The 25,867-nt window shown below is 37.2% G+C and carries 22 protein-coding genes, 1 pseudogene and 1 riboswitch; of the genes and pseudogenes, 21 read left to right on the top strand and 2 right to left on the bottom strand.

Annotated elements, in window-relative coordinates:
- Positions 1–58 precede the first annotated feature (58 nt).
- The 9 genes from HMPREF2810_RS07160 (at position 59) to HMPREF2810_RS07115 (ending at position 12,511) form a co-directional block, all read left to right on the top strand.
- Positions 59–1,159, top strand: coding sequence for a PTS fructose transporter subunit IIC (locus HMPREF2810_RS07160; protein WP_010715184.1), 1,101 nt, complete (start codon positions 59–61; stop codon positions 1,157–1,159).
- Positions 1,160–1,296: 137 nt separating this feature from the next.
- Positions 1,297–1,986, top strand: coding sequence for a D-allulose 6-phosphate 3-epimerase (alsE, locus tag HMPREF2810_RS07155; RefSeq protein ID WP_002420219.1), 690 nt, complete (start codon positions 1,297–1,299; stop codon positions 1,984–1,986).
- 290 nt (positions 1,987–2,276) lie between these two features.
- Positions 2,277–2,894 carry a lysozyme family protein gene (locus tag HMPREF2810_RS07145; RefSeq protein ID WP_002357646.1) on the top strand — a complete coding sequence of 206 codons (618 nt, stop codon included), beginning with the start codon at positions 2,277–2,279 and terminating at the stop codon, positions 2,892–2,894.
- Between the two features lie 128 nt (positions 2,895–3,022).
- Positions 3,023–5,359, top strand: coding sequence for a cation-translocating P-type ATPase (locus HMPREF2810_RS07140; RefSeq protein WP_002420217.1), 2,337 nt, complete (start codon positions 3,023–3,025; stop codon positions 5,357–5,359).
- 316 nt (positions 5,360–5,675) lie between these two features.
- Entirely contained in the window at positions 5,676–7,562 is a 1,887-nt protein-coding gene (dnaG, locus tag HMPREF2810_RS07135; protein ID WP_002380276.1) for a DNA primase, read from the top strand.
- Positions 7,563–7,669: 107 nt separating this feature from the next.
- Positions 7,670–8,776: an RNA polymerase sigma factor RpoD gene (gene rpoD / locus HMPREF2810_RS07130; RefSeq protein ID WP_002360364.1), complete on the top strand. Its 1,107-nt coding sequence runs from the start codon at positions 7,670–7,672 to the stop codon at positions 8,774–8,776.
- Between the two features lie 151 nt (positions 8,777–8,927).
- On the top strand, positions 8,928–10,991 hold the full coding sequence (locus HMPREF2810_RS07125; RefSeq protein WP_010715185.1) for a cell division site-positioning protein MapZ family protein: 2,064 nt from the start codon (positions 8,928–8,930) through the stop codon (positions 10,989–10,991).
- Positions 10,992–11,064: 73 nt separating this feature from the next.
- Positions 11,065–11,946, top strand: a complete 882-nt coding sequence (locus HMPREF2810_RS07120; protein ID WP_002361792.1) for a CvfB family protein — start codon at positions 11,065–11,067, stop codon at positions 11,944–11,946.
- 115 nt (positions 11,947–12,061) lie between these two features.
- Positions 12,062–12,511 carry a ferric iron uptake transcriptional regulator gene (locus HMPREF2810_RS07115; RefSeq protein WP_002357640.1) on the top strand — a complete coding sequence of 150 codons (450 nt, stop codon included), beginning with the start codon at positions 12,062–12,064 and terminating at the stop codon, positions 12,509–12,511.
- Between the two features lie 50 nt (positions 12,512–12,561).
- Here HMPREF2810_RS07115 and gap read toward each other — a convergent pair whose 3' ends face one another.
- The gene (gap, locus tag HMPREF2810_RS07110; protein WP_002357638.1) at positions 12,562–13,572 is read right to left on the bottom strand and encodes a type I glyceraldehyde-3-phosphate dehydrogenase; all 1,011 of its coding nucleotides are present in this window, start codon (positions 13,570–13,572) and stop codon (positions 12,562–12,564) included.
- A 287-nt stretch (positions 13,573–13,859) separates the two neighbouring features.
- Here gap and obgE point away from each other — a divergent pair, with 287 nt between their 5' ends.
- From obgE to HMPREF2810_RS07080, 5 genes and pseudogenes are all read left to right on the top strand, one after another.
- Positions 13,860–15,176: a GTPase ObgE gene (gene obgE / locus HMPREF2810_RS07105; protein WP_010715186.1), complete on the top strand. Its 1,317-nt coding sequence runs from the start codon at positions 13,860–13,862 to the stop codon at positions 15,174–15,176.
- A gap of 138 nt (positions 15,177–15,314) precedes the next feature.
- Complete coding sequence (locus HMPREF2810_RS07100; protein WP_002420214.1) at positions 15,315–15,617, top strand: hypothetical protein; 303 nt, start codon at positions 15,315–15,317, stop codon at positions 15,615–15,617.
- Positions 15,618–15,643: 26 nt separating this feature from the next.
- A complete protein-coding gene (locus HMPREF2810_RS07095; RefSeq protein WP_010715187.1) occupies positions 15,644–16,942 on the top strand; it encodes a PTS sugar transporter subunit IIC in 1,299 nt (432 codons plus the stop codon).
- Between the two features lie 218 nt (positions 16,943–17,160).
- A pseudogene (locus HMPREF2810_RS07090) lies at positions 17,161–17,707 on the top strand (TetR/AcrR family transcriptional regulator).
- Positions 17,708–17,849: 142 nt separating this feature from the next.
- Complete coding sequence (locus HMPREF2810_RS07080; protein ID WP_002357632.1) at positions 17,850–18,224, top strand: YxeA family protein; 375 nt, start codon at positions 17,850–17,852, stop codon at positions 18,222–18,224.
- Positions 18,225–18,267: 43 nt separating this feature from the next.
- Here the strand turns inward: HMPREF2810_RS07080 and HMPREF2810_RS07075 are convergent, their stop codons facing one another.
- Positions 18,268–19,017 carry a peptidylprolyl isomerase gene (locus tag HMPREF2810_RS07075; RefSeq protein WP_010715189.1) on the bottom strand — a complete coding sequence of 250 codons (750 nt, stop codon included), beginning with the start codon at positions 19,015–19,017 and terminating at the stop codon, positions 18,268–18,270.
- A gap of 181 nt (positions 19,018–19,198) precedes the next feature.
- Between HMPREF2810_RS07075 and HMPREF2810_RS07070 the strand changes: the two genes are divergently transcribed.
- The 7 genes from HMPREF2810_RS07070 (at position 19,199) to HMPREF2810_RS07040 (ending at position 25,662) form a co-directional block, all read left to right on the top strand.
- Positions 19,199–20,290, top strand: coding sequence for a DUF871 domain-containing protein (locus tag HMPREF2810_RS07070; RefSeq protein ID WP_002357630.1), 1,092 nt, complete (start codon positions 19,199–19,201; stop codon positions 20,288–20,290).
- Positions 20,291–20,484: 194 nt separating this feature from the next.
- Positions 20,485–21,414 carry an alpha/beta hydrolase gene (locus HMPREF2810_RS07065; RefSeq protein ID WP_010715191.1) on the top strand — a complete coding sequence of 310 codons (930 nt, stop codon included), beginning with the start codon at positions 20,485–20,487 and terminating at the stop codon, positions 21,412–21,414.
- Positions 21,415–21,582: 168 nt separating this feature from the next.
- Positions 21,583–22,473, top strand: a complete 891-nt coding sequence (xerD, locus tag HMPREF2810_RS07060; RefSeq protein ID WP_002360354.1) for a site-specific tyrosine recombinase XerD — start codon at positions 21,583–21,585, stop codon at positions 22,471–22,473.
- Positions 22,474–22,537: 64 nt separating this feature from the next.
- On the top strand, positions 22,538–23,332 hold the full coding sequence (locus HMPREF2810_RS07055) for a segregation/condensation protein A (protein WP_002420210.1): 795 nt from the start codon (positions 22,538–22,540) through the stop codon (positions 23,330–23,332).
- Positions 23,329–23,934 (top strand): SMC-Scp complex subunit ScpB, encoded by a 606-nt coding sequence (scpB, locus tag HMPREF2810_RS07050; RefSeq protein WP_002357625.1) that lies wholly within the window; start codon positions 23,329–23,331, stop codon positions 23,932–23,934. The genes HMPREF2810_RS07055 and scpB overlap by 4 nt, the downstream gene beginning before the upstream one ends.
- 3 nt (positions 23,935–23,937) lie before the next feature.
- Positions 23,938–24,654: a pseudouridine synthase gene (locus HMPREF2810_RS07045; protein ID WP_002357624.1), complete on the top strand. Its 717-nt coding sequence runs from the start codon at positions 23,938–23,940 to the stop codon at positions 24,652–24,654.
- A gap of 151 nt (positions 24,655–24,805) precedes the next feature.
- Positions 24,806–24,925, top strand: a riboswitch (FMN riboswitch).
- Between the two features lie 71 nt (positions 24,926–24,996).
- Positions 24,997–25,662: an ECF transporter S component gene (locus tag HMPREF2810_RS07040; RefSeq protein ID WP_002382314.1), complete on the top strand. Its 666-nt coding sequence runs from the start codon at positions 24,997–24,999 to the stop codon at positions 25,660–25,662.
- Positions 25,663–25,867 lie beyond the last annotated feature (205 nt).

Raw genomic sequence — 25,867 nt, 5'->3', positions numbered from 1 at the left:
AACAGTAATTTTTTTAAATAGAAAATAAAATAAAAGAACAATGTTTAGGAGGATAAAAATGAAAAAACTAAAAGAGTTAAATCTTAAAGGTCATTTATTAACAGCAATCTCATATTTAATTCCAATTGTCTGTGGTGCTGGCTTTTTAATTGCAATTGGTATGGGGTTTGGTGGCTCAAGTCAAGGAACCTTGGTACCAGGTGAATTTTCGCTTTGGGATGCTTTAGCTACTATGGGTGGCGCTGGCTTAGGCTTACTTCCAGTTGTTATATCTACTGGCATTTCCTTTTCAATCGCCGGTAAACCTGGAATTGCTCCGGGCTTTATTATTGGTTTAACTGCGAATGCAGTTGGCGCTGGCTTTATTGGTGGTATCTTAGGTGGTTACTTGGCAGGATATCTTGTATTAGCTATTTTGAAATATGTGAAATTACCCAATTGGGCGAGAGGGTTAATGCCAACATTAATTATTCCATTTTTAACCTCAATTACTGGTGGATTAATCATGGTATATATTATCGGGACCCCAATAACGGCATTTACTTCATTATTAACGAACTTTTTAGATAGCTTAGGTAACTCGTCATTATTAATTTTTGGTGGTGTAATTGGTTTATTAAGTGGTATAGACTATGGCGGACCCATTAACAAAACTGTTTTTGCCTTTGTTTTGACAATGCAAGCGGAAGGACTTAATGGACCAATTACAGCATTGCAATTAGTAAATACAGCAACGCCAATAGGCTTTGGATTAGCTTTCTTCTTTGCTAAATTATTTAGAAAAAATATTTATACAAAACTAGAAGTTGAAACGTTAAAGTCTGCCGTACCAATGGGCGTGATTAACATTGTTGAAGGTGTTATTCCTTTAGTTATGAATGATATTGTCCGAGGAGTCATTGCTACAGCGATTGGTGGCTTCGTGGGTGGCGCAACAACAATAATCTTAGGGGCAGATGCGACAGTTCCATTTGGCGGTGTTTTAATGATTCCAACAATGAGTAAACCGCTGGCTGGCGTGATTGCAATTGTTGTAAACGCAGTGGTTACCGGTTTAGTTTTAGCTATTATTAAGAAAGATGTAACTGAGAAAGATATGGACGCTTTAGTAGAAAAAGAAGAAGAGGAGATAAACTTGGAAGATATTCAGATTTTCTAAACAAAATGAAAAAGCGCAACAAAATTAATGCAATTTATATTGCCTATCAGAGATGTGTCAACGTCTGAATATAACGAGTTAGAAAAATTTTCAAAAACATCAACCAAATAATCAGATAGAAAGAGTTGAAAATTAGAATGAACAAAGTTGAATTTTCTCCGTCACTAATGACGATGGATTTGGACAAGTTTAAACAACAAATCACCTTTTTGAATGATCATGTTGCTTCGTATCATATAGACATCATGGATGGTCACTATGTGCCAAATATCACGCTATCTCCGTGGTTTATTGAGGAGTTAAGAAAAATTTCGAAGCTCCCAGTATCTGCCCATCTAATGGTTACGAATCCAAGCTTTTGGGTACAACAACTAGTAGATATCAAATGTGAATGGATTTGTATGCATGCAGAGGTTTTAGATGGTCTAGCATTTCGCCTAATTGACCAAATTCACAATGCTAATCTTAAAGCAGGGATCGTCCTTAATCCCGAAACGCCTATTGAATCAATCTTTCCATATATTGAATTGTTGGATAAAATCACAATCATGACCGTTGATCCAGGCTTTGCTGGCCAACGATTTATTGAAGGAACACTTGATAAAATTGTTGCTCTTCGTAATTTACGTGAAGAAAAAGGGTATCGTTATGTAATTGAAATGGACGGCTCATCGAATAGAAATTCATTTAAGCGAATTGATGCTGCAGGACCTGATATTTATATTGTTGGTAGAAGCGGATTGTTTGGATTGAACAAAGATATTGAAAAAGCTTGGAGAATGATGAGTAGAGACTATGAAGAAATGACTGGGAAAAAAATTCCATAAAACATTTGACTGTTTGTTAAAAGAATAGATAAGTTGTATAAAGTCAAGCCTAGAAAAGAATTTTGTTCATTCTTATCTGGGCTTTTTTGATGCAATAAATAAGCGCCAATAGAACAAAATTACTTGTTATTCTATTCTAGGTGAAAACGTTCAATCTTGCGAAGTTACGGTTTGTTCACAAAAAAGTTACTTTTATTAAATAAAACTAAAGAAGTAACAAAAACTTCGCTTTTTTCAGTTATTTCAAGTAACATAGAACGTATCTTAAAAGAAAAAGTTTGGATGATTCGATGCGTAGAGTAAGAAAAATAATTTATAAAATCATGCTACTTTTGTTTGTTGGTTTAGTTGCTGGTCTTGGCTATCTTGGCTATAAAATACATCAAAATGTTGAAACGGTAATGACCTTTGAAAAACAAGTAGAAGCAGAAGTCAAAAAAAATAAAATACCTGAATACAAAACATTAGCTTTAGCGATTATCTATACAGAATCTAAAGGGAAATCTGGCGATATTATGCAGAGCAGTGAAAGTGTTTATGGACAACAAGAAGTGATTGAAACACCAGAGGAAAGTATCGCACATGGCGTAAAATTTCTCGCGGAAGCGTTAGCGAAAGCAAAAGAAGCTGGCTGCGATGAGTGGACAGGCGTACAAGCATATAATTATGGACTGGATTATATTCAGTTTGTTAAAGAACGTGGCGGGAAACACACGACAGAGTTAGCAGAAGAATATTCAAGAGAAGTCCTTTCACCGTTGCTAGGGAATGACCAAAATACGAAATATCGTTATTATCGTTGGCAAGCGTTAGTTTACAACGGTGGTTACCTTTATCAAAATGGTGGCAATATGTTCTATGCAGAAATTGTCAAAATGAATCGTTGGTTTATTGAAAAGTTAAATTAAAACGAGAAAAGTCTAAAGAATTCTTTCAACTTACAGGAATTTTTTAGGCTTTTCTTGCAGTTTCATGAAAATGCAAGTAAACTAGAAGGGATGTAACTGATTAATTGAAAAGGTAGGGAAAGAGCTGGATGTTGAATAAAGTCGACCTGAAAAAAGGGTTAAGTACAGAAGAAGTTGCCAAGCAGAAAGAGTTAGGCCTTCAAAATAATTATGAGGAAAATGTAGCAAAATCTACAAAAGATATTATTTTTGATAACGTCATGACGTTATTCAACTTTTTAAACTTTGCAATCGCTGTTTGTTTACTATTTGTCGGAGCGTATTCCAATCTGGCTTTCTTAGCGATTATTATTGTGAACATGTCAATCGGGATTTTCCAAGAAATTCATGCCCGTAATTTAGTTCAAAAATTATCTATTGTGGCAAAAGAAAATGTTCATGTTGTTCGAAATGGCGTACAACAAGAAATTGATACAAAAGAACTAGTTATGGAAGATATTGTTGTTATCTCTGCAGGGGAACAAGTTCCTTCTGATATGGAAGTTATTGACGGTAAAGTCGAAGCGAATGAAGCGTTGTTAACAGGTGAATCAGATTTAATTGAAAAGGAAATCGGCGATACCTTGCTTTCTGGAAGTTTCATTGTTAGCGGACAAGCCTATGCCCGTGTTATCCACGTTGGTGCCGAAAACTATGCTGTGAAAATCACCCAAGAAGCCAAAGTGCATAAACCAATTCAATCAGAGTTAGTCAATTCGATTCGTAAAGTCTCTAAATTTACAAGTTGGGTGATTATTCCTCTGGGGATTATTTTATTTGTTGAAGCTTTTTGGTTAAGAGATGCTGGCATTAAAACATCTGTTGTTGCTTCTGCAGCTGCTTTGTTAGGGATGTTACCAAAAGGATTAGTACTATTAATTAGTATTGCGCTGACAACAGGTGTCATTAAGTTAGCCAAAAAACGTATTCTAGTACAAGATATGTACTCAATTGAAACATTGGCCCATGTGGACACTTTGTGTTTAGATAAAACTGGAACGATTACAGAAGGTAAAATGAAAGTGCAAAAGGCGATTATCTTGCATGACCAATATGAAGAACTTTTCCCGCAGATTATCGGAAGCTACCTATCTGAAAGTACGGATAATAATATTACAATGCAAGCAATTCGTGATCATTATGAAGTATCCAATCGATTTGGCGCAAAAGAAGTCTTGGCTTTTTCTTCTGAACGAAAATGGGGAGCTATTGAATTTCCAGAAATTGGGACAGTTTATTTAGGGGCTCCTGAGCGTTTGGTAGACGATAGTCGGTTGCCAGAAGCTGTTTTTACAGCACAAGAGAATGGGTATCGCGTCTTGATGTTAGCTATTGCGGAGCAACAACCGTTAAACGAAACCAAAATGCCTTATTTAGAGCCGTTAGCAATTCTAGAAATTGATGATCCAATTCGCCAAAATGCCAAAGAAACACTGGCTTATCTAAAAGAAGAAGGAATCGACTTAAAAGTAATTTCTGGCGATAATCCGGTGACTGTTTCAAATATTGCTCGTCGTGCTGGGCTACCTGGTTATGAGTCTTATATTGATTTGTCGACCAAAACGACAGAAGCAGAAGTGCGTGAAGCAGTTCAGCAATACACGGTGTTCGGACGTGTATCTCCTCAGCAAAAACGAACCATTGTACGTGAGTTGAAAGACACAGAGCATGTGGTGGCGATGACCGGCGATGGCGTCAACGATGTTTTGGCGTTACGAGAAGCGGATTGTAGTATCGCTATGGCAGAAGGAGATGGCGCTACTCGGCAAATTTCTAATCTAGTTTTACTAGATTCTGATTTTACAACGTTACCAGATGTCTTGTTTGAAGGACGGCGTGTGGTAAATAATGTAACTCGAGTTTCCAGCGTTTTCTTCATTAAAACGATTTATTCGTTTATTCTCTCAATCATTTGTGCCTTAACAGCCATTGCGTTCCCGTTCATTCCGATTCAAGTGACCTTGATTGATTTAGCAATTGAAGGATATCCAGCCTTCTTCTTATCTTTCGAAGGGGACAAACGAAAAGTTGTCGGGAAGTTTTTACCAACGGCTTTGAAAAATGCGTCTGTTAATGCGCTTTTAGTTGTAGCGAATATCATTGCTGTTTATCTGATTGGACAAAATCAAGGATTTTCTTCTTTAGACACCACGACGTTAATGTATTATTTATTAGTTGGAATTAGCTGTATGGCTGTTGTTCGAGCATGTCTGCCTTTCAATCCATTACGCATTTTCTTGGTTTTCAGTACTATTATTGGTATTTATGTAGCAGCTATGTTATTCCACAACATTTTAGAAATTGGTTTCTTAACTTCGCAAACAATGGGTCTCTTCTTTATTATGATGGCCATTAATATTGTGGTGCGTGTAGCAATTGGTTTCGTACAAATGAAACGTGCTGGAAAAACAATTAAAGATTTATAAAAAACAGAGGTTGAGCTAAAAGTATTCGTCTCCAGAAATGCAGTTCTTCTTTAAATCTTGAAGGAAGTCGGAGCAAGCTTGATGTTTCACTGATTATTTTAAGAGTTAGTGTCTGGGGCAGGAGTCAGGATGACTTTTGTCCTAGATACTTTCTTTTTTTGGTGAGTTGAAACAAGATACTTGAAAAACAGAGATTATGTGATACAATAAATCATGTGTAAATGTGTCCATTGGAATTCGCACTGAAATGACAGTGCGTTTTTTAAACGGTCAATCACATGAGTTAGCACAATGCTATTCTTAGGAGGTGAGGACAATGGCACAACGCATTCCTCAGGAAGTCATTGAGGAAGTTCGTCACCGAACGAATATAGTAGATATTATTGGGCAGTATGTCCAGTTAAAAAAATCCGGTAAAAATTATATGGGTTTATGTCCGTTTCACGAAGAACGTTCCCCTTCATTTTCAGTAGCAGAAGACAAACAAATTTTTCACTGTTTTGGCTGCGGGAAAGGTGGAACTGTTTTTAATTTCTTGCAAGAAATTGAAGGCATTAGTTTTCCAGAATCCGTGAAACGTGTTGCAGATTTGGAACATTTATCTGTGGACTTTGATTGGTCAGAGCCGCGTGAAGTAGCGGATACCCCAGAAAACCAACAAAGACGGAGTTTGTTACAACTGCATAGTAAAGCCGCAGAACTTTACCATCATATTTTAGTGAATACTAAAATTGGCGAACCCGCATTAAACTATTTATTAGAGCGGGGGTTAACACAAGAACTAATTGAGACCTTTCAAATTGGATTTGCGCCGCAAAAACGTGATTTCTTAAGTCAAGTTTTTAAAAATGAACAACTGGATGAAACGCTTTTTGAGCCTTCTGGGCTGTTTGTCCAAAGAGATAACGGTACGTTTTTGGATCGTTTCTATCAACGAATCATGTTTCCAATTAATGATCCCCAAGGCAATGTCATCGCCTTTTCTGGTCGCTTGTTAAAAACAGCTGATTTTCCAGGGGATGAGATGCCTAAATACTTGAATAGTCCTGAAACAACACTTTTTAATAAGCGAGAAACGCTGTTTAACTTTGATAAAGCCAGAAAAGAAATTCGTAAAGAAAATACAGTCTTGCTTTTTGAAGGATTCATGGATGTTATCGCTGCTTGGCAATCAGGCGTAAAAAGTGGTGTGGCTTCAATGGGGACTAGTTTGACCAATGAACAAATTCGGCGTTTGGAACGGGTCGCTAAGGAAGTAGTTATTTGTTACGATGGCGATAATGCCGGTGTTCAAGCCACAAACCGTGCGATTCAATTATTGCAAGAAAACAGTCATTTTGACTTGAGTATTGTCAGCATCCCTGAAAAGCTGGATCCTGATGAATATGTGCGGAAATATGGCGCAGAAGCTTTTCAAAATTTAGCCAATCATGGCCGAGAAACAGTTTTTAGTTTTAAAATGAATTATCATCGGTTAACTAGAAACATGAATAATGAAAAAGAACAATTGGATTATGTGAACGAATTGTTACGGGAGTTAACCAATGTTCAATCTCCCTTGGAACGTGATCGTTATTTAAACCAAATTGCTCAGGAATTTCAACTTTCTGTTCATAGTTTAGAAGAACAATTCAATCAATTGAAGCAAGAGCAACGTTCAGTCCAACGGCAAGAACGGCAACAATTTTATCAAGATGAAATGATGCCACCACCAATGGAAGAACCTGTTTTTGAAGAGAATCACGTCCAGAACAAGTTACCGTTAACACAAGTTCAAAAAGCAGAACGTTCTTTATTATTTCGTTTAATGAATGAACAAGGAGTACGGCAAACCGTTCAACAATTGCCAGATTTTTCGTTCGCTCATGATGAATACCAAGAATTATATTTCTTGCTAGAAAGTTATGCGACACTGCATCAAAGTTTCGACATTGCCGATTTTATTAATTTTTTGCAAGATAATCAAACCAAACAATTAGCAATTGAAATTGCGTATCAGAATTTATCGGAAGAAAGCTCTGAGCGAGAAGTTGCCGATTTATTACATGTAATTGCCTTATCAAGTATTGCAGAGGCAATTGAGCAGAAAAAGATTCAACAGCAAGAAGCAAAACGAGTGGGCAACCAACAGCTTGAAGCCGAATTAACAATGGAGATTATCCAATTGGCTCGACAGCTTAAAGCTCAACGAACATTTACTTAAGTAATAAATGAATAGAACTAAGCGTTTTGTTCATTTTATTTTGATAAGTCCCGGTGATTTATCAGTTATTTCAAGCGTGAACCGAAAAATGAAGGGGGCCTTCTTTCATGGAAAAAGAAACAAGTAAAAAATATGAAGCTGCAGTGGCAGCATTTATCAAAGAAAACAAGCCTAAAGGAACAGTGGTTTATGATGATTTAGCGAATCAATTAGCCACACCGTATACTTTGGATGCAGAAGCTATGGAAAAATTAATCCAAAAAGTTGAAGATGCTGGTATCAGCGTAGTCGATGAAAATGGAGACCCAAGTGAACATAGCTTGAAAAAAGATGAAAAAGAAGCGGAAAAGGCCCAAGCAGAAGACTTATCTGCGCCAACAGGTGTTAAAATTAATGATCCCGTGCGTATGTACCTAAAAGAAATTGGGCGCGTTCAATTATTAACTGCTGCAGAAGAAGTTGAATTGGCACTTAAAATTGAAGAAGGCGATCAAGAAGCAAAACAACGTTTAGCAGAAGCTAACTTACGTTTGGTTGTTTCAATTGCCAAACGATATGTAGGTCGTGGTATGCAATTCTTGGATTTAATTCAAGAAGGTAATATGGGCTTAATGAAAGCTGTTGAAAAATTTGACTACCGTAAAGGGTTCAAATTCTCTACGTATGCTACTTGGTGGATTCGTCAAGCGATTACGCGGGCAATTGCGGACCAAGCTAGAACAATTCGAATTCCTGTTCACATGGTTGAAACAATCAATAAATTGATTCGGATTCAACGCCAACTATTGCAAGATTTAGGTAGAGAACCAACGCCAGAAGAAATTGGTGCGGAAATGGATTTACCAACAGAAAAAGTTCGTGAAATCCTAAAAATCGCACAAGAGCCAGTCTCTTTAGAAACACCAATTGGTGAAGAAGATGATTCACATTTAGGTGATTTCATTGAAGACCAAGATGCTACAAGTCCTGCTGAACATGCAGCTTACGAATTGTTAAAAGAACAACTAGAAGATGTTCTGGATACTTTAACAGACCGTGAAGAAAATGTTTTACGTTTACGTTTTGGTTTAGATGATGGTCGGACACGTACGCTAGAAGAAGTCGGAAAAGTTTTCGGTGTCACTCGCGAACGTATTCGTCAAATTGAAGCAAAAGCGTTAAGAAAACTAAGACATCCTTCTCGTTCAAAACAATTAAAAGACTTTTTAGAATAAACATACCGTTTAGCGGCTCTTTTCGTGCATGCGAGAAGAGCCGCTTTTGATTTTTAAAAAGTCTCTAAATGTCATTGCTAGTTATTGGAAGAAGGCGCAAGTTGTGGTAAATTAGAAGTAATGGAATATTAGCAGAATGTGAGGCGGAAGAATGACAAAGAAATGTCCGAAGTGCGGGAACGAATTCGATGCAGAATTAACGACCTGCCCAACATGTGGCTATTCACTAACTGACACAACAGTTGATAAAGAAGAAGCGGAAACGACTTCAACAAATATAGATTTTAAAACACAGGAAAATGAACAACATGAAGATCAATTAAATGAGAATATTGAATGGTCTGAGTTAAAAGATATGAGCTTAGGCCATGTGATGGAACTGTTTGGCGAATCACCTGAAGAAGAAAGTAATGATGACAAAAAAGAAGAGTCGATAGAAGATAACTTAATAGTCTCTGATTCAGAGGATGTTTCTGATTCAGAAGCAGTGCTTCAAGAAGGGGCTAGTGAGGAGACTCATGATTCGGTGGAGGAAACGATACCAGCGACAGAAGCGATGCCTACTCATTCAACAGAAGAAAAACTAGCAACGGACGAAGCAGTTAATTTAGAGGAAACAACAGAAGAAACAACTACTGTTGAAGCAGAAACAGCTGAGGTATCTGAGACAGTGAAGTCAGAAGAGGAAGCTTTAACAGAGATTTCAGGAACTGAAGTTATCTCTACCACTTCTGAAGAAGAAATTTTTTCACAACCACCGATAGAAGATCAAGATGTAACACCAAACGAAACTTTGCAAGCTTATATTCAAGCGCATCGAGCAGATACAGAAATGTCTGAAAATCCATCAGAAGAAACAGCAGAGACCCAAGAGTTAGAAAACAGCGGTGAGGCAGTATTAACCCAAGCCGAAACACCAACTGAATCCATTTCAGATTCTGAAGAAGGGTTAACAAGTGCAGCGTCGCTAGAGGAACCGAGCGAAGCTGATACAACCGAGGAAAAAGTTTCAGATTCAGGTGTGATACCACCGATGAATGAAACTGGGAATGCTCAACCAGCGCCTGCTCCAAAGAAACCATCAAAAAAAGTGGCTTTCGTTGCGCTTGCGGTTGTTTTATTAGCTGGAGGTAGTGCTTGGGCGTATCATGATCAAACGCAAAAAGCTGCCGCGCAAGAGGCGGCGGCACTATCCAAGAAAACAGATACGCTGAAAGATGAACTAGCAGCCTTTTATACCACAAAGGAGCAAGTTTTTATTAAACCCGATATGGTGACTGTTAGTCCAGAAAAACTCTCAAAACAAGTCGCGGAAATTAAAGATTCAGAAGAGTATTCTCAATTAAATAAACAAATTCAAACATTGAAAGAGAAACAACAAATCATTCAACAAATCAACCAATTATTTGAGGCCCCGATTGTCAATGGCAATGAGTTGAAACCGGCGATTCTAGCTGCTGATCAACCAATTTCCATAAAGAAATTAACAGGAAATGATCCGTTTGACCAATTGATGAACCAAGCAATCGATCAAGCGAACCAACAATACAACCAATTACAAAAAGCTAAAAAAGCGGTTGAGGTCATTTATAAAGATGGAAAAACTACCAATCAGCTGAATCGAGACACGTATCAAGCTGCTAAGGCAGAAGTAGATAAAGTAACAAGTGATAAGCTGAAAAAAGAACTGATCAAACAAGTCACGACAGCTGACCAAGCGTTAACCAAGGTTGAAGAAGAACAGAAAAGAATTGCAGAAGAACAAGCTGCCGCAGAGCAAGCAAAACAAGCAGAAGAACAAGCGAAACAAGCTGCTGCCGCGAAAAAAGAGAACGCTAAGAAGGAAGAAACAGCAAAAACAGAAGCGAATGGCTACACGGCACCGAACAGTGACGGGGTGTACACTAGTCCGCTTTATGCGCCAGATGCTGCCGATATCGCTGATAGTAGCAATCCAGCGTGGACATGGGCACCAGGTGTGAAAGAAAAAGTCTTAGACACAGTGATTGCTCGTGGCTATGTGGTTCCTGGCGGATATTCTTTAGAACCTGCCAAAATTGTGAATGGCGAAGGTTACTACAATCTTTATGCAACCAACAATCAATCAAAATTATTAGAAGGCACTACAGAGAAAAATGTTCACATGTATTTAGTTACAATCAATGCTAAAACAGGTTGGTTCAAAGGGAACGCTTCTCGTAATGCAGGGCAATAAAAGAAAATAGAAACAATCGAACAAAAGCGGAAATCTTTTGTTCGATTGATTTTCCTTGAGGAGTTAATGATAAATGAGAGAATTACTAGCAACAACATTTACCGGCATTGTGGTCGATGAAAATGAACAATTTTATTTTGTTCAAAAAAATGGCATCACATTCCGTTTAAAAAAAGAAGAAGGTACGCATGCTATAGGGGAGGCTGTAGAAGGGTTTGGTTATTTAAATCAAAAACAAGAGCCAGCACTGACAACTACAATTCCTACTGTGCGCATTGGTAGCTATGGCTTTGGTACTGTCACAGGAACGAGACGTGATTTAGGTGTCTTTGTGGATGTTGGCTTACCAGATAAAGATGTCGTTATTTCGTTGGATGAATTACCAACCATGCGGGAACTTTGGCCTAAAAAAGAAGACCGAGTAATGGTTACTTTAAAAGTGGACAGTAAAGACCGCATTTGGGGCGAATTAGCAGATGAAAAAGTCTTTAAAGCCATGGCAAAACGCGGGAATGCTGAAATGCAAAACCAAAACTTAACTGGGCATGTGTATCGTCTGAAACTTGCAGGAACGTATATTTTAACTGATGATTTATACATTGGATTTATCCATCCTTCTGAACGTTTCCAAGAACCACGTTTAGGTGAAAAAGTAGTGGGACGTGTGATTGGCGTGCGGCCGGACGGCGTATTGAATCTTTCATTAAAACCAAGAAGTCATGAAGTAATCAGCGATGATGCGTTAATGATTCTAACTTTCTTAGAAAGAGCAAACGATCACCAAATTCCTTTCACCGATAAATCAAGCCCTGATGAAATTAAACAAACCTTTGGCATTAGTAAAGCTCAATTTAAACGCGCTTTAGGTCATTTAATGAAACAAAAATTAATTAAACAAGAAGATGGTAAAACAATTCTAATTGGCTCGTTGGAACAATCAAAAGAAAAAAATTAAGGTAGCTAATTGAGAATATCTTGCAAATTACAGTTATTTCTTTTATAATTATTTTAATTTGATTGATAAATTAAGTTTCTTAATTTGTAATCATTCTAAACAAGGAGCTGTAATAATGGATTCGACTGCTGCTTTAAAAAAGACAAAAAAACAATTACATGAATCAGGCTTTAAATTAACACCACAACGGGAAGCAACCGTACTTGTATTATTGGAAAATGAAAAAGATCATTTATCAGCAGAAGAAATTTACTTCTTGGTAAAACAAAAAAGTCCGGAAATTGGTCTAGCAACAGTCTATCGAACGCTAGAAATTTTAACAGACTTAAAAGTCGTTGATAAAGTGAGCTTTAACGATGGTTTAGCTCGCTATGATTTAAGAAAAGAAGGCGCCAAACACTTTCACCACCATTTGTTATGCTTAGAATGTGGCACAATTGAGGAAGTGGAAGAAGACTTGCTTGGTGAAGTAGAGCAAATTGTTGAAAGTCGGTATCATTTTTTAGTCAAAGATCATCGCTTAACTTTTCATGGTATTTGTCAAAGTTGTCAAAGTAAACATTAAAAAAACTGCCTTGCATTAATTTATGCAAGGCAGTTTTTTATTCATTGGAATTATAAATTAGCGAATTTTTCCAATAAGCGAATCATTTGGCAAGTAAAACCATATTCATTGTCATACCAAGCCACAGTTTTCACTAATTGGAAATCGCCAGCTGTCGTTACTTCTGTTTGCGTTGGGTCAAAAATCGAACCTTCTGTCGTGCCGATTATGTCTCCAGAAACAATTTCACGATCATCATAACCGAAAGAAGGGTTATCAATGGTGTGTTTTTTCATTGCTTCATTTACTTGATCAGCTGTTACTTTTGTTTTTAAAATGCTAACTAATTCTGTTAAGGATCCATCCACAACGGGAACACGTTGGGCATGGCCTTGTAATTTTCCATTAAGTTCTGGAATAACTAAGCCAATTGCTTTAGCAGCACCAGTTGAATGGGGAATAGTATTGTCTGCAGCAGAGCGTGCCGCACGAAGATTTCCGCCACGAACAGGGCCATCTAATAGCATTTGTGTTGATGTGTAGGCATGGACAGTTGTCATGGTACCAACTTCAATACCGAATTCGTTATTTAAGAAGTAAGCCATCGGTGCTAGACAGTTTGTCGTACATGAACCAGCAGAAATGATTTTATCGTTGGCATCAAGTGTATCATCATTGACGTTGTAAACGATTGTTTTCATTGCGCCTGCAGGAGCAGAGATAACCACACGTTTCACACCTGCATCTAAATGAGCTTGTGCTTTTTCTTCAGAGGTATAAAAACCTGTACATTCAAGGACAATGTCTACTCCGTTTTCTTTAACCCAAGGGATTTTACTTGCATCTGGTTCTGCGTAGACACGGGTTTCTTCGCCGTCAACCACAATGCCATTTTCAGTGGCTGTCACGGTGCCAGGATAGGTGCCATGCGTAGAGTCAAATTGTAATAAGTGAGCCAACATTGTTGGGCTAGTCAAATCATTGATTGCCACAACTTCAATATCATCAGAAACTTCTTTTATTCGGCGAAAGGCTAAACGACCAATTCTTCCAAAACCGTTAATTCCTACTTTGACTGTCATAACAAAAATTCCTCCTTTAGATGTTTGTGTTTCTTTGGACCCTTGCTGAAAAAGTGATTTTCTTCAACTATCTATAGTATGAACCTCTAAAATTTTTTTGTCAAAAGACTGATAGCGAAGCGACAAAAAGAAAGCGAAAGATTCATGAGAAATTTTGCTTTTTCCAACGATAACTAACTAGAATTGCTAGACAAACGGTTGTTTTCCCGATACAATAATAAAGACTTTCGAATCATGCTTTTTGAGGTGATTAAAGATAGTAGAAGTAGAATAGGAGGACAAATTATATGTCCATGTTTTTAGATCAAGTGACGATTGATGTCAAAGCTGGTAAAGGCGGCGACGGAATGGTTGCTTTCCGTAGAGAAAAATATGTACCAGACGGGGGTCCCGCTGGTGGTGATGGCGGTCGCGGTGGCGACGTTGTTTTAGTTGTTGAAGAAGGATTACGCACATTAATGGATTTCCGGTTTAATCGTCATTTTAAGGCGACACCTGGAGAAAATGGTATGAGTAAAGGAATGCACGGTCGTGGTTCAGAAGATTTACTTGTCAAAGTTCCACCAGGTACAACAGTTCGTGATGCAGAAACTGGAGCTTTAATTGGGGATTTAATTGAGAATGGTCAGACCTTAGTAGTAGCAAAAGGCGGACGCGGTGGTCACGGGAATATTCGCTTTGCTTCCCCAAGAAACCCTGCACCAGAAATTGCCGAAAACGGCGAACCGGGCCAAGAACGTAAAATCGAATTAGAATTAAAAGTTTTAGCAGATGTTGGCTTAGTTGGGTTTCCTTCTGTAGGGAAATCAACGTTACTCTCTGTTATCTCGTCCGCTCGTCCGAAAATTGGTGCCTATCATTTTACGACGTTAGTTCCAAACTTAGGGATGGTGACTACTAGTGACGGTCGAAGCTTCGCTGCAGCAGATTTGCCAGGCTTAATTGAAGGAGCTTCTCAAGGTGTCGGCTTAGGAACACAGTTTTTACGCCACATTGAACGGACGCGTGTTATTTTACATGTCATTGATATGAGTGGTATGGAAGGACGCGATCCTTATGAAGATTATTTGGCAATCAATAAAGAATTGGCTTCACACAATTTACGTTTGATGGAGCGACCTCAAATTATTGTTGCCAATAAAATGGACATGCCTGAAGCAGAAGAGAATTTAGCGAAATTTAAAGAGCAACTTGCGAAGGAACGCACAGATGAGTATGCTGATGAGCTACCTATTTTCCCAATCTCTGGGGTTACTCGTAAAGGTATTGAACCTTTATTAAATGCAACAGCTGACTTGTTGGAAGTAACGCCTGAATTCCCATTATATGAAGATGAAGTAGTAGAGGAAGAAACCGTTCGTTATGGCTTCCAACCAGAAGGTCCAGAATTTACGATTGATCGTGAACCAGATGCTTCATGGGTTTTATCTGGTGAAAAATTAGAAAAATTATTTGAAATGACGAATTTCGATCATGATGAAACAGTAATGCGTTTTGCACGTCAATTACGTGGTATGGGTGTCGATGAGGCATTACGAGCACGTGGCGCGAAAGATGGCGACATTGTTCGGATTGGTAATTTTGAATTTGAATTTGTCGAATAAGCATAAAACCAGTTCACTCAGTGAACTGGTTTTTTATTTTAAAATTAGTATTAAATCAGCGAATAGATTGAAATAATATTTTTAATAGCTTATAATTTTAAATGTAACAAAATAACAAACGAAAGGAGCGAAATTGAAATGGAAAACAATCAAGCAATTGTTCCTAAGTTTTCAGTTAAAAGTGCTGGTTTTCTTTTTAGTATGGGGCTCTTATGTGGTGTCCTGTTGCCGAGTGTTTTATTATGGACTTTCAATCTGCCGTTTAATATTGGTGCCATGATTTTTTTGCCTGTTGGGATTGCTTTTGCGTTAGCGTATAGTCATTATTTTATTGAAACGAAAACAGGTTTTTGTAAGCGTTTTATTTGGTTGTTTTTAATTTCTCTTATTTTATTAGAGATTATCTCTTATTTATGGCTGATTAAAGGAGTTATTTTTTAAGAGAAAAACAGAGGAGAGTGTTATTTATGTTAGATAAACTGACTGTTTGGATTGAAAATCATCTAGCTGGACCAATGGCTAAAATTGCCAATCAGCGCCATTTACGTGCGGTGCGGGATGGAATTATTGCGACATTACCTTTAATTATTGTCGGTTCTTTTTTTCTAATTATTGCGTTTCCGCCGTTACCAGAATCTTGGGGCATTACTCAATTTTTAACAAGTAATGCTGCTACAATCTTACTGCCTTACCGAATGACAATGTACATTATGGCGTTATATGCGACTTTTGGCATTGGCGCTAGTTTAGCGAAATCATATAATCTTGATCAAGTCTCTGGAGGGATTTTGGCTACGATTGCTTTTTTATTAACATTAGTACCTGTAGCGATTCCTGAAGAAGCCAGTAAAGCAGCTGGCGTTTCTGGGTTTGTTTTACCAATGGCTAATTTGGGTGGCGCAGGGATGTTTGTCGGGATTGTGACGTCAATTATTGCTGTCGAAATCTATCGAGTAACAGATAAGTCTAAGTTCAAAATTACAATGCCTGATAACGTTCCACCTGCTGTTGCTCGTTCATTTGAATCATTGACGCCGACGTTAATTGTCATGTTATTGATTGGTTCAATCACTTATTATTTAGGCTTTGATTGGCACACATTTGTAGGGAACTTAGTAGGACCACTAGTTCAAGCAGCAGATTCTTTATTGAATGTCTTGCTGTTAGTCTTTTTAACCACATTTTTCTGGTTCTTTGGGATTCACGGTGCTTCAATCGTAGGATCGTTGGCGCGTCCTCTATGGCTACAACTATTAGAGGAAAACACGACTGCTAAAGCAGCTGGCGAAGCATTGCCTCGGATTGCGGCAGAGCCTTTTTACCAATGGTTCATTTGGATTGGTGGTGCTGGAGCCACAATTGGCTTAGCTATATTATTAGCCTTTCGGGCAAAATCAGAATATGGTTCAAAACTAGGAAAAGCTATTTTAGCACCGTCTATTTTTAATATTAATGAGCCAGTTATTTTCGGTGTACCGATTGTCTTAAATCCGATTTTAATGATTCCTTTTATCTTTGCACCAATGGTTTTAGCAACGATTGCTTGGTTTGCCACTAAATTAGGTTTAGTAAGTGAAGTTGTCTTTACCGCACCTTGGACCTTACCAGGGCCAATTGGCGCCTTTATGGCGACAGGTGGCGATTGGCGTGCTGCTGTTTTGAATATTGTTTTAATTCTAGTGGCCATCTTGATTTACTATCCGTTCTTTGTAGCTTATGATAAAAATGAGCTTGCCAAAGAGCAAGGCAAACAAATAGAAGAATAAAGAGTGCAGCCGTTTAGTGTCCAGAACAAAAGGTGATGACCTTTTGTTCTGGACCTATTTGTTTATAGGTGATGAAAATTCTCAATTTTTTTGAAATGTATAGAAAATTTTGAGAAAAGAAACGCATAAAAAAGTGTAAAATATTATATATATAATGAAAATGGTTTTCTTTTGTGTGAACATAATAAAGTTATTGTTAACTAAAAGAGAAAAGGGGTATGAAAATGGTTAGAACGAAGGTATATACAAAGGAAAAAATCTTAAACGTAGCTGAAAAAATTTTAGTAGATAAAGGTTTTTCTAATTTAACTGCTAGAAATATTGCAGATACTATGGGGATTTCTACGCAGCCAATTTATTTAGAATTTGTCAACATGGACGATTTAAAACGAACCTTAATTAAATCGTTATTTCATCGTATGCAATTATTTTATAAAGCAGACGTTGGTGCCTCAGACCCAGTGATTGCATTGGGTCTGAACTTTATATTATTTGCCCAAAAACATCAAAAAATCTATACGGCGTTATTTATGAAAGCACATGGTTATGAAGAAGAATTGCAGCAAATGCTTCAAACTTTTTTTTGAAGAGCGTTTATTATTGGATAAAAAATATGTACAAATGGACAAAGGAAAATTTGTCGAATTATTTCCTAAAATGGTGGTAATCTATTTAGGTTTAGCCACAGTGGTTACAATGAAAACAATTGACTTAACTAAGAATCAAGAAATTCAATTATTAAGTCAATTATTGATAGAAGAGTAGTGTTTTGTTATTTATTCAAAATAACAAAAATACGACATAAGTCTGAGAAAAAACTGGTCGTTGCGCCCGAGGAAGGATTGTTTAAAACTTGCTATACTTTGGAAGAAGTAACAGAGAATAATTACTCGGGAGGATTTATGTGATGAAATTTATTAAATTTTTAGTGGTGACAGCAATTGTTATTGGTGGTGGTTTATTTGGGGCCAAGTTTTACGCAGAGAAGAACTCTGGCGAATTAGCTGGTGTGTTAGATCAATTAAATCCATTGGTTAAAGAAGGAAATGTGTATGTTAAAACAAAGAAAGCCGATAGTGTTAATGGCTATGGAATTGCTAGTTATACGCAAGTAGCCGCAGATGAGGAAGGCAAAACGCGAGAAATAACTTTCACAGCGGACCATGAATTAAAAACAGATCATTATCTAAAAGTCTCAAATAAAGGGGCCCACATCAATACGTATGAAGAGGTCAATCAAGACCAAGTGCCAGAAAAGGCATTACAAGCGATTCAAAAATAACAAAAAGTCAGAACGTACGCTGAAGATACGTTCTGACTTTTTGTTATTTTTTTGCTTCTTGAAGAATATTGATTTTTTCAATTTTAACATCAGTTTTTGGTTTATCGTTGGCACCAACTTCGACTTTGGCAATTTTATCGACAATATCCATTCCTTTGGTTACTTGACCGAAAACAGTATGTTTTTTATCAAGAGAAGGATAGCCGCCTTTTTTGTAAGCATCAATGATTGCTTTTGGATAATCATCATATAAAAGACCATCAGATTGATCATCTGTATTTTGGACAATAAAGAACTGACTGCCGTTAGTATTAGGCCCTGCATTCGCCATTGATAATGCGCCACGAATGTTATATAACTGGTTTGAAAATTCATCTTCAAATGGTTTATTCCAGATGCTGTTTCCGCCAGTTCCATCACCGCTAGGATCGCCGCCTTGGATCATAAAGTTATTGATGACGCGGTGGAAAGTCAAGCCATCATAATAGCCATCTTTGGCATGTTTCATAAAGTTCTCGACAGTTTTTGGAGCCTGTTTAGGAAATAGTTTGATTTCAATATTTCCCATTGAAGTAACCATTTGGACTAAGTCTTGATCTTCGGCAACTTTGTCATCTAGTTGTGGTAAATCTAGTGAATTTAAGTCGACCGAATCCTTTGTTTTGCTTTCACTGGATTTAGCGATAGAATCACTCGTTGCGGTCGTGCTTTTATTATTGGTTGTGTTACAGCCTGCTAAAAGCAAGGTGAATGCTGCAACTGAAGCAACAGCAAGCATTTTCTTATGTTTCATCTGTTTTCCTCTTCCTTTCACACTGACAATTAGGTTCTTTTTTATCATAACAAAAGAGAAGATAACAAACCAGTGGAATTTTTATAAGATTTCCTATAGGAAAGGTGTAGACCACTTTTGTTTTTTTTGTTACAATGTAAGCAGATACATTATTATGTTTTACAATTTAGGAGGCAATCACATGGGAAAATTAGGTATTTCAATTTATCCAGAACGTTCAACATTTGAAAAGGACAAAGCATATTTGGATTTGGCTCATAAATACGGCTTTAAGCGTGTCTTTACTAGTTTATTGCAAATCAATGATGATCGGGAAAAGGTATTAGCAGAGTTTAAAAAAGTCGTAGATTACGCCAACCAATTAGGTATGGAAGTGATGGTCGATATTAATCCTGCATTGTTCGAACAATTAGGCATCTCTTATGATGATTTATCATTTTTCCATGATATGGGCGCTTACGGTATTCGTTTAGATCTTGGTTTTACTGGGCAAGAAGAGGCGAATATGACAAGAAACCCTTATGGCATTAAAATTGAAATTAATATGAGTTCAGGCACAAGTTATGTTGATAATATTATGGCCTACTCACCAAACACAGAAAATTTACTAGGCTCACATAATTTCTATCCACATCGCTATACAGGCTTAGGCTATGATCATTTTGTTTATTGTTCAGAAAAATTTAGAAAATATAATTTAAATACGATGGCGTTTGTGAACTCACACGATGCTACATTTGGGCCATGGCCGACACAAGATGGATTATGTTCTTTGGAAGACCACCGCGATTTAGAAATTGCAACGCAAGTTAAGCATTTAGTTTTAACAGGGTTAATCGATGATATTTCTGTCGGAAATGCTTATGCCTCAGAAGCAGAATTAGCAGCAATGGCAGAAGCCTTTCATGCACCGTATCCTTCGATCAAAGTGGATACAGAACCAGAAATCACAGAAGATGAAAGAATTGCATTGTTCGATAACTTACACAGTTATCGTGGAGATCGTTCTGATTACGTTTTGCGTTCAACAATGACACGTGTTTACTATAAAGATCGTCCTTTCCCAGCTCATACAACGAGAGACATTGTTCGAGGCGATGTCTTGATTGACAACGTTGGCTATGGACAATACAAAGGGGAAACACAAATTGCTTTAAAAGAAATGAAAAATGATGGCCGTGTAAATGTGGTTGGTCGTATTTCTGATGACGAACGTTTCTTATTAGAATTTTTGAAACCATGGTCAAGTTTTAAACTTATTGAAAATAAATAATTTTTAGTTTCCTATAAATAGATAAGTGGAGCATAGCGCAAAAGGTAACATTTTTGTGCTATGCTTTTTTTGTCGCAACAAAATTGTCCCATTGTAGTGGTAAAGAAAGATGGCTAAATCTTTGAATGGTAGTTGTCAAAAAAAGGGCGACAACTTATAATGAATCATACAGTTTAAATAAAAGGAGTACGTAGATGAATCGATGGTTAAAAATTTTGATTGCGCTTATTGTAGTAATTGCAATTGGTTTAATTGCGGCAGGCTTATATTTTTATAATTATGCAGTAGTTCCAGGAAAGAAAGACTTTATAAATGAGAATACCCCAGGGTCAAAAGTGGTCCAGACACCTGAAGGCGCGTGGTTTAAAGATGACAAAAATCGACAAGAATGGTCAATTACTTCGGAAGATGGGCTACGTCTAAAGGCTATTTATTTACCATCCGACAAAAAAAGTAATCGTACCGTTATTATGGCGCATGGTTATATGGGTTCGGCAGAAACGATGTCTGTCTTTGCGAAAATGTATCATGATTGGGGCTACAATGTGTTAGCGCCAGATGCGCGTGGTCACGGGAAAAGTCAAGGAGATTATATTGGGTTCGGCTGGCCCGATCGTAAAGATTATGTCCAATGGATTGAGAAAGTTTTAACCGAAAATGGTCAGCAAGAACAAATCACTTTATACGGTGTCAGTATGGGTGCTGCTACAGTCATGATGACGAGCGGGGAAAAATTACCAGATAACGTGAAAGCCATTGTGGAAGATTGTGGCTATTCTACAGTCAATCAGGAGTTGCAATATCAATTGAAAGAGCTTTTCAATTTACCAAGTTTCCCATTAGTTAATGTTACTAGCGGGATTACGAAACTTAGAGCTGGCTATTTCTTTGGGGAAGCAAGCGCTGTTAAGCAATTGCAAAAGAATCATTTACCAATGCTCTTTATTCATGGTGAAAATGATACGTTTGTGCCGTTTAGTATGTTAGACGAAGTTTATAATGCAACCCAAGGACCTAAAGAGAAATATGTCGTGCCTGGAGCAGAGCATGCGAAAGCTTATAATAAAAACCCAGAAAAATATAAGGAAACAGTAGCTGCTTTTCTAGATAAATATATAAAATAACAAATTTATTCTTTACTAATAGTAGCAAAAACAAAAGACTTGTTCTTAAGTTAACGACTTAGTGAACAAGTCTTTTGTTGTCAGTTGATTTTTTTGAATAAGTTGGAATTTACCCATGCAATCTAGGGCATAATCTGATAGGATAGTACTAGAAATGAGGGAAGGATAATGGAAGAACAATTAGTCGATTATTTACACTATTTACAAATAGAGCGGGGCTTATCAAATAACACACGACGGAGTTACGAACGAGATTTAAAAAAATACGTAGCCTTTTTACAAGAACAAGGCTTGCATTCTTGGGACGAAGTTGACCGTTACATGATTACAGAATTTTTGCAATCCCTTCACGAAGAACAGCAAGCTTCAGCAAGTGTGATTCGGATGATTTCTAGTTTGAGAGGATTTCATCAATTTTTACGTCAAGAACGCTTAAGCGAACATAATCCGATGCAACATATTGACTCCCCCAAGAAAGTTCAAAAATTGCCAAGTACATTATCTGTTGACGAAGTGACTCGATTAATTGAAACGCCTGATACAAGTAAACCACTAGGTATGCGGAATCGTGCTATTTTAGAAGTGATGTATGCAACGGGCCTGCGAGTTAGTGAGCTAATTGAAATAAAATTAGGGGATCTGCATTTATCCATTGGTTTATTGCAAACAATCGGAAAAGGGGACAAAGAACGAATTATTCCTTTAGGCGATTATGCGATTCAATGGATTGAGCGCTATATGAACGAAGCCAGACCTCAATTGATTAAAAATCATCCGAATGAAACACACCTATTCGTTAACCATCATGGTGAACCGTTATCTAGACAGGGCATTTGGAAAAATTTAAAACAGATTGTTCGAGAAGCCCAGATAGAGAAAAATATTACGCCGCATACATTACGGCATAGCTTTGCGACACATTTGTTGGAAAATGGCGCAGATCTTAGAATCGTGCAAGAATTATTAGGACATGCAGATATCTCCACGACACAAATTTATACACATATTACCAAACAACGAATGGCAGATGTTTATAAGGAACATTTTCCTCGGGCTTAATTTGCGAGAATGCCCACAAACGAATAAATTTATGGTAAACTAGGAAGTCGAGAAAAGAAAGTAGGTGTCGTTTTTGCAAGAAATTAATTTAAAACTAGATGTCTTTGAAGGACCACTGGATCTTCTACTACATTTAATTCAAAAATTAGAAATCGATATCTATGACATTCCCATTACAGCAGTAACTGAACAATACATGTCTTATATTCATGCGATGCAAACCTTAGAGTTAGAAGTCGCCGGAGAATATCTAGTCATGGCTGCCACCTTAATGGCTATTAAAAGTCAGATGTTGCTTCCAAAACAAGAGCTTGAAATCATTGATGATGAAGATTTTTTTGAAGAGGAAGACCCACGGGAAGCTTTAGTAGCTCAGTTATTGGAGTATCGGAAATTTAAATATGCAGCGACTGTTTTACATGAAAAAGAAGAAGAACGTAAACTCTATTATACAAAAGAACCAATGGATATGGATGATTATAAAGAGGAAGATACAACACTACCGCCTAATCAAATCAATACAATTGATTTATTTCTAGCCTTTCATGCCATGTTAGAAAAGAAAAAAAATCGCCAGCCTGTTGAAACAACTGTTGCCAGTGACGATGTTTCCATCGAAGAAAAAATCTCCGCTATTTCAGAGCGTATGCGTCAAGTACAGAAAGGGAAGGCAGTGTCGTTTGACTCTTTCTTCGATTCTTATTCCAAACAAGAAATTGTGACAACGTTCATGGCTCTTTTAGAATTAATGAAAACGGGCGTGATTTATGCTGAACAAGAAAATAATTATAGTGAAATTTTGTTATTTAATACAGAAACCCAGCAGGAAGATACAACAGAGGTGGAGGAAACACAGTGACATTAGTTAGTCAAATTGAAGCAATTTTATTTGTGGTTGGCGAAGAAGGAATTGGCTTGGAAGAGCTTGCGTACTTATTAGAGAAGTCAACAGCAAAAACCTATGAAGAATTAACGAAATTGAAAGAACATTATGCTTCTGACAATAAATCAGCGTTGAATATTTTAGAAGTCGGCAATCATTTTGTCTTAACAACGAAGAAAAAATATGCCTCATTACTAAAAAAATATGCGCAATCGCCTATGTCGAACGCCTTATCACAAGCGGCGCTAGAAACATTATCCATTATTGCTTATAAGCAACCAATTTCGCGTATTGAAATTGATGAAATTCGTGGCGTACAGACTTCTGGCTCTATCCAAAAGTTAGTTGCCCGTCAGTTAATAGAAGAAAAAGGCCGCGTAGATGGTCCTGGTAGAGCGATTTTGTATGGCACAACGAAGTATTTTATGGATTACTTTGGGTTGAAAAGTTTAGATGAATTACCAGATATCCAACAAATGGAAGATGAATTAGAAGAAGAACTACCAATGGATCTATTTTTTGATCGTTATCAAGAAACGAACCCAATGTCTGAAACAACAGAAGGCGAGGAAGCTTAAACAATGGAAAGATTACAAAAAGCAATTGCTCATGCTGGGGTGACTTCGCGTCGCAAAGCAGAGGAATTAATTGTCAAAGGTCGCGTAAAAGTCAATGGCCAAGTGGTCAAAGAATTAGGAACGCAAGTAAGTAAACAAGATACTGTTGAGGTTGATGGTGTACCAATTTATCAAGAAGAATATGGTTATTATTTATTCTATAAACCAAGAGGGGTTATTTCTGCAGTATCTGACGACAAAGGCCGTAAAGTAGTAACGGATTATTTTACAGATGTTACTGAGCGAATTTATCCAGTCGGTCGTCTGGATTATGATACTTCTGGGTTGTTACTTTTAACGAATGATGGAAGTTTTTCACAAAAATTAACCCATCCTAAACATGAAGTAGATAAAGTCTACGTAGCAAAAATTAAAGGTGTACCAACTAAACGGGATCTATTGCCATTAGCCAAAGGCATTCGCATTGATGGCAAACGCACAGCACCAGCCAATTTTCAAATTCTTTCAGCGGACATTAAAACAGGTAGCAGTGTCGTGGAATTAACGATTCATGAAGGACGTAATCATCAAGTGAAGAAAATGTTTCAAGCTGTTGGTTTCCCAGTTCAAAAATTAAAACGTGAACGTTACGGTGAGTTGACCTTACAAGGATTGCGACCAGGGCAATATCGTGATTTAACTAAAAAAGAAATCAGTCAATTATTAAATCAAGCCAAATAAGATAAAATGACTCGATCTCTTCGCGCTTATGGCGGAGGGATTGTTTTTTTTGAGAAACGAAACAATCAATGAAATTTAATAAAAAAGCTTAGTTAGTTGCATTCATTGTTCAAATCGGTTACACTAAGTAAGTAAAAAAATATAATACAAGGTTCGTCTTCAGGGGCAGGGTGTAATTCCCGACCGGTGGTTATAGTCCACGACTCGTTTTTAACGATTGAATTGGTGTAATTCCAATACCGACAGTATAGTCTGGATAAAGAAGATAGGGCTTATTTGAGACGCTTTTTCATCAGATAATCCTACTCTATTTTTCCCTGCAGAAAAATAGGGTTTTTTTGTATGACAAAGAAGCGAATCAAAAAGTTCGTTGAAGATGGGTCCTTAATTGGAGGATTTCAGATGAACAACAAGGTACAAAAAATGGTCAGCATTGCAATGTTGGCTGCAATCGGTACAGTATTACAATTTGTGGCATTTCCGATTATGCCAGCGTTTAGTTTTTTGAAAATCGATTTTAGTGATATTCCGATTCTACTCGGAATGTTCTTGTACGGACCGTTAGCAGGAGTAATTACTGCTTTTGTTCGTTCGTTGCTACACCTGTTCTTAACCGGACTAGCACCGCAAAATATGGTGGGAGATTTCGCTAGCTTTTTAGCAAGTAGTATCTTCACCTTGCCAATTTTTTATTTCTTTGGTAAAAAGAAAAATATCCGTACAAATCGGATAGTGGGCTTAGTAAGTGGGATTTTAGCCTTGACAATTTTCATGAGTATTGCGAATTATTTTGTCATTACACCCATTTACTTACAATTATATGGTGTGACCACACAACAATTTTTAGGAACATCTTTAGCAAGCTATGTGGCGATTGGTATTGTGCCATTCAACCTTATTAAAGGCCTCTTAGTCAGTGGTGTTTTTCTAGTACTACATGCGAAGTTATTGCCATGGCTATCAAAAAAACAACATACTATTCAGAAAAAAACACCGTTAACAAAATAAATGATAAAAAAACCTGCTGTTGAACAATGTTTGACAGTGGGTTTTTAAAATTTACGCCTAAAAGAAAAGAGGTTGTCACAATCTGTCATCATTCTGTTAAAAAATACTAAACCATCTGCATTGTAATTTTAACTTTCCCTTGGTATGATAGAAATCATCAAAGAAAGAGGAGTTTTCCTGAGTGAAAAAGTGTAAAAATTGTCGT

The organism is Enterococcus sp. HMSC078F03 (assembly GCF_001811595.1).
Taxonomy (GTDB): domain Bacteria; phylum Bacillota; class Bacilli; order Lactobacillales; family Enterococcaceae; genus Enterococcus; species Enterococcus faecalis.
The sequence above is the reverse complement of the archived record's forward strand: the minus strand, read 5'-3'. Positions and strand labels throughout refer to the sequence as shown.

Bases quoted from the DNA above. Each gene is read 5' to 3' on its own strand.
- HMPREF2810_RS07160 (WP_010715184.1), top strand. From the start codon at position 59: ATGAAAAAACTAAAAGAGTTAAATCTTAAAGGTCATTTATTAACAGCA.
- alsE (WP_002420219.1), top strand. From the start codon at position 1,297: ATGAACAAAGTTGAATTTTCTCCGTCACTAATGACGATGGATTTGGAC.
- HMPREF2810_RS07145 (WP_002357646.1), top strand. From the start codon at position 2,277: ATGCGTAGAGTAAGAAAAATAATTTATAAAATCATGCTACTTTTGTTT.
- HMPREF2810_RS07140 (WP_002420217.1), top strand. From the start codon at position 3,023: ATGTTGAATAAAGTCGACCTGAAAAAAGGGTTAAGTACAGAAGAAGTT.
- dnaG (WP_002380276.1), top strand. From the start codon at position 5,676: ATGGCACAACGCATTCCTCAGGAAGTCATTGAGGAAGTTCGTCACCGA.
- rpoD (WP_002360364.1), top strand. From the start codon at position 7,670: ATGGAAAAAGAAACAAGTAAAAAATATGAAGCTGCAGTGGCAGCATTT.
- HMPREF2810_RS07125 (WP_010715185.1), top strand. From the start codon at position 8,928: ATGACAAAGAAATGTCCGAAGTGCGGGAACGAATTCGATGCAGAATTA.
- HMPREF2810_RS07120 (WP_002361792.1), top strand. From the start codon at position 11,065: ATGAGAGAATTACTAGCAACAACATTTACCGGCATTGTGGTCGATGAA.
- HMPREF2810_RS07115 (WP_002357640.1), top strand. From the start codon at position 12,062: ATGGATTCGACTGCTGCTTTAAAAAAGACAAAAAAACAATTACATGAA.
- gap (WP_002357638.1), bottom strand. From the start codon at position 13,572: ATGACAGTCAAAGTAGGAATTAACGGTTTTGGAAGAATTGGTCGTTTA.
- obgE (WP_010715186.1), top strand. From the start codon at position 13,860: ATGTCCATGTTTTTAGATCAAGTGACGATTGATGTCAAAGCTGGTAAA.
- HMPREF2810_RS07100 (WP_002420214.1), top strand. From the start codon at position 15,315: ATGGAAAACAATCAAGCAATTGTTCCTAAGTTTTCAGTTAAAAGTGCT.
- HMPREF2810_RS07095 (WP_010715187.1), top strand. From the start codon at position 15,644: ATGTTAGATAAACTGACTGTTTGGATTGAAAATCATCTAGCTGGACCA.
- HMPREF2810_RS07080 (WP_002357632.1), top strand. From the start codon at position 17,850: ATGAAATTTATTAAATTTTTAGTGGTGACAGCAATTGTTATTGGTGGT.
- HMPREF2810_RS07075 (WP_010715189.1), bottom strand. From the start codon at position 19,017: ATGAAACATAAGAAAATGCTTGCTGTTGCTTCAGTTGCAGCATTCACC.
- HMPREF2810_RS07070 (WP_002357630.1), top strand. From the start codon at position 19,199: ATGGGAAAATTAGGTATTTCAATTTATCCAGAACGTTCAACATTTGAA.
- HMPREF2810_RS07065 (WP_010715191.1), top strand. From the start codon at position 20,485: ATGAATCGATGGTTAAAAATTTTGATTGCGCTTATTGTAGTAATTGCA.
- xerD (WP_002360354.1), top strand. From the start codon at position 21,583: ATGGAAGAACAATTAGTCGATTATTTACACTATTTACAAATAGAGCGG.
- HMPREF2810_RS07045 (WP_002357624.1), top strand. From the start codon at position 23,938: ATGGAAAGATTACAAAAAGCAATTGCTCATGCTGGGGTGACTTCGCGT.
- HMPREF2810_RS07040 (WP_002382314.1), top strand. From the start codon at position 24,997: ATGACAAAGAAGCGAATCAAAAAGTTCGTTGAAGATGGGTCCTTAATT.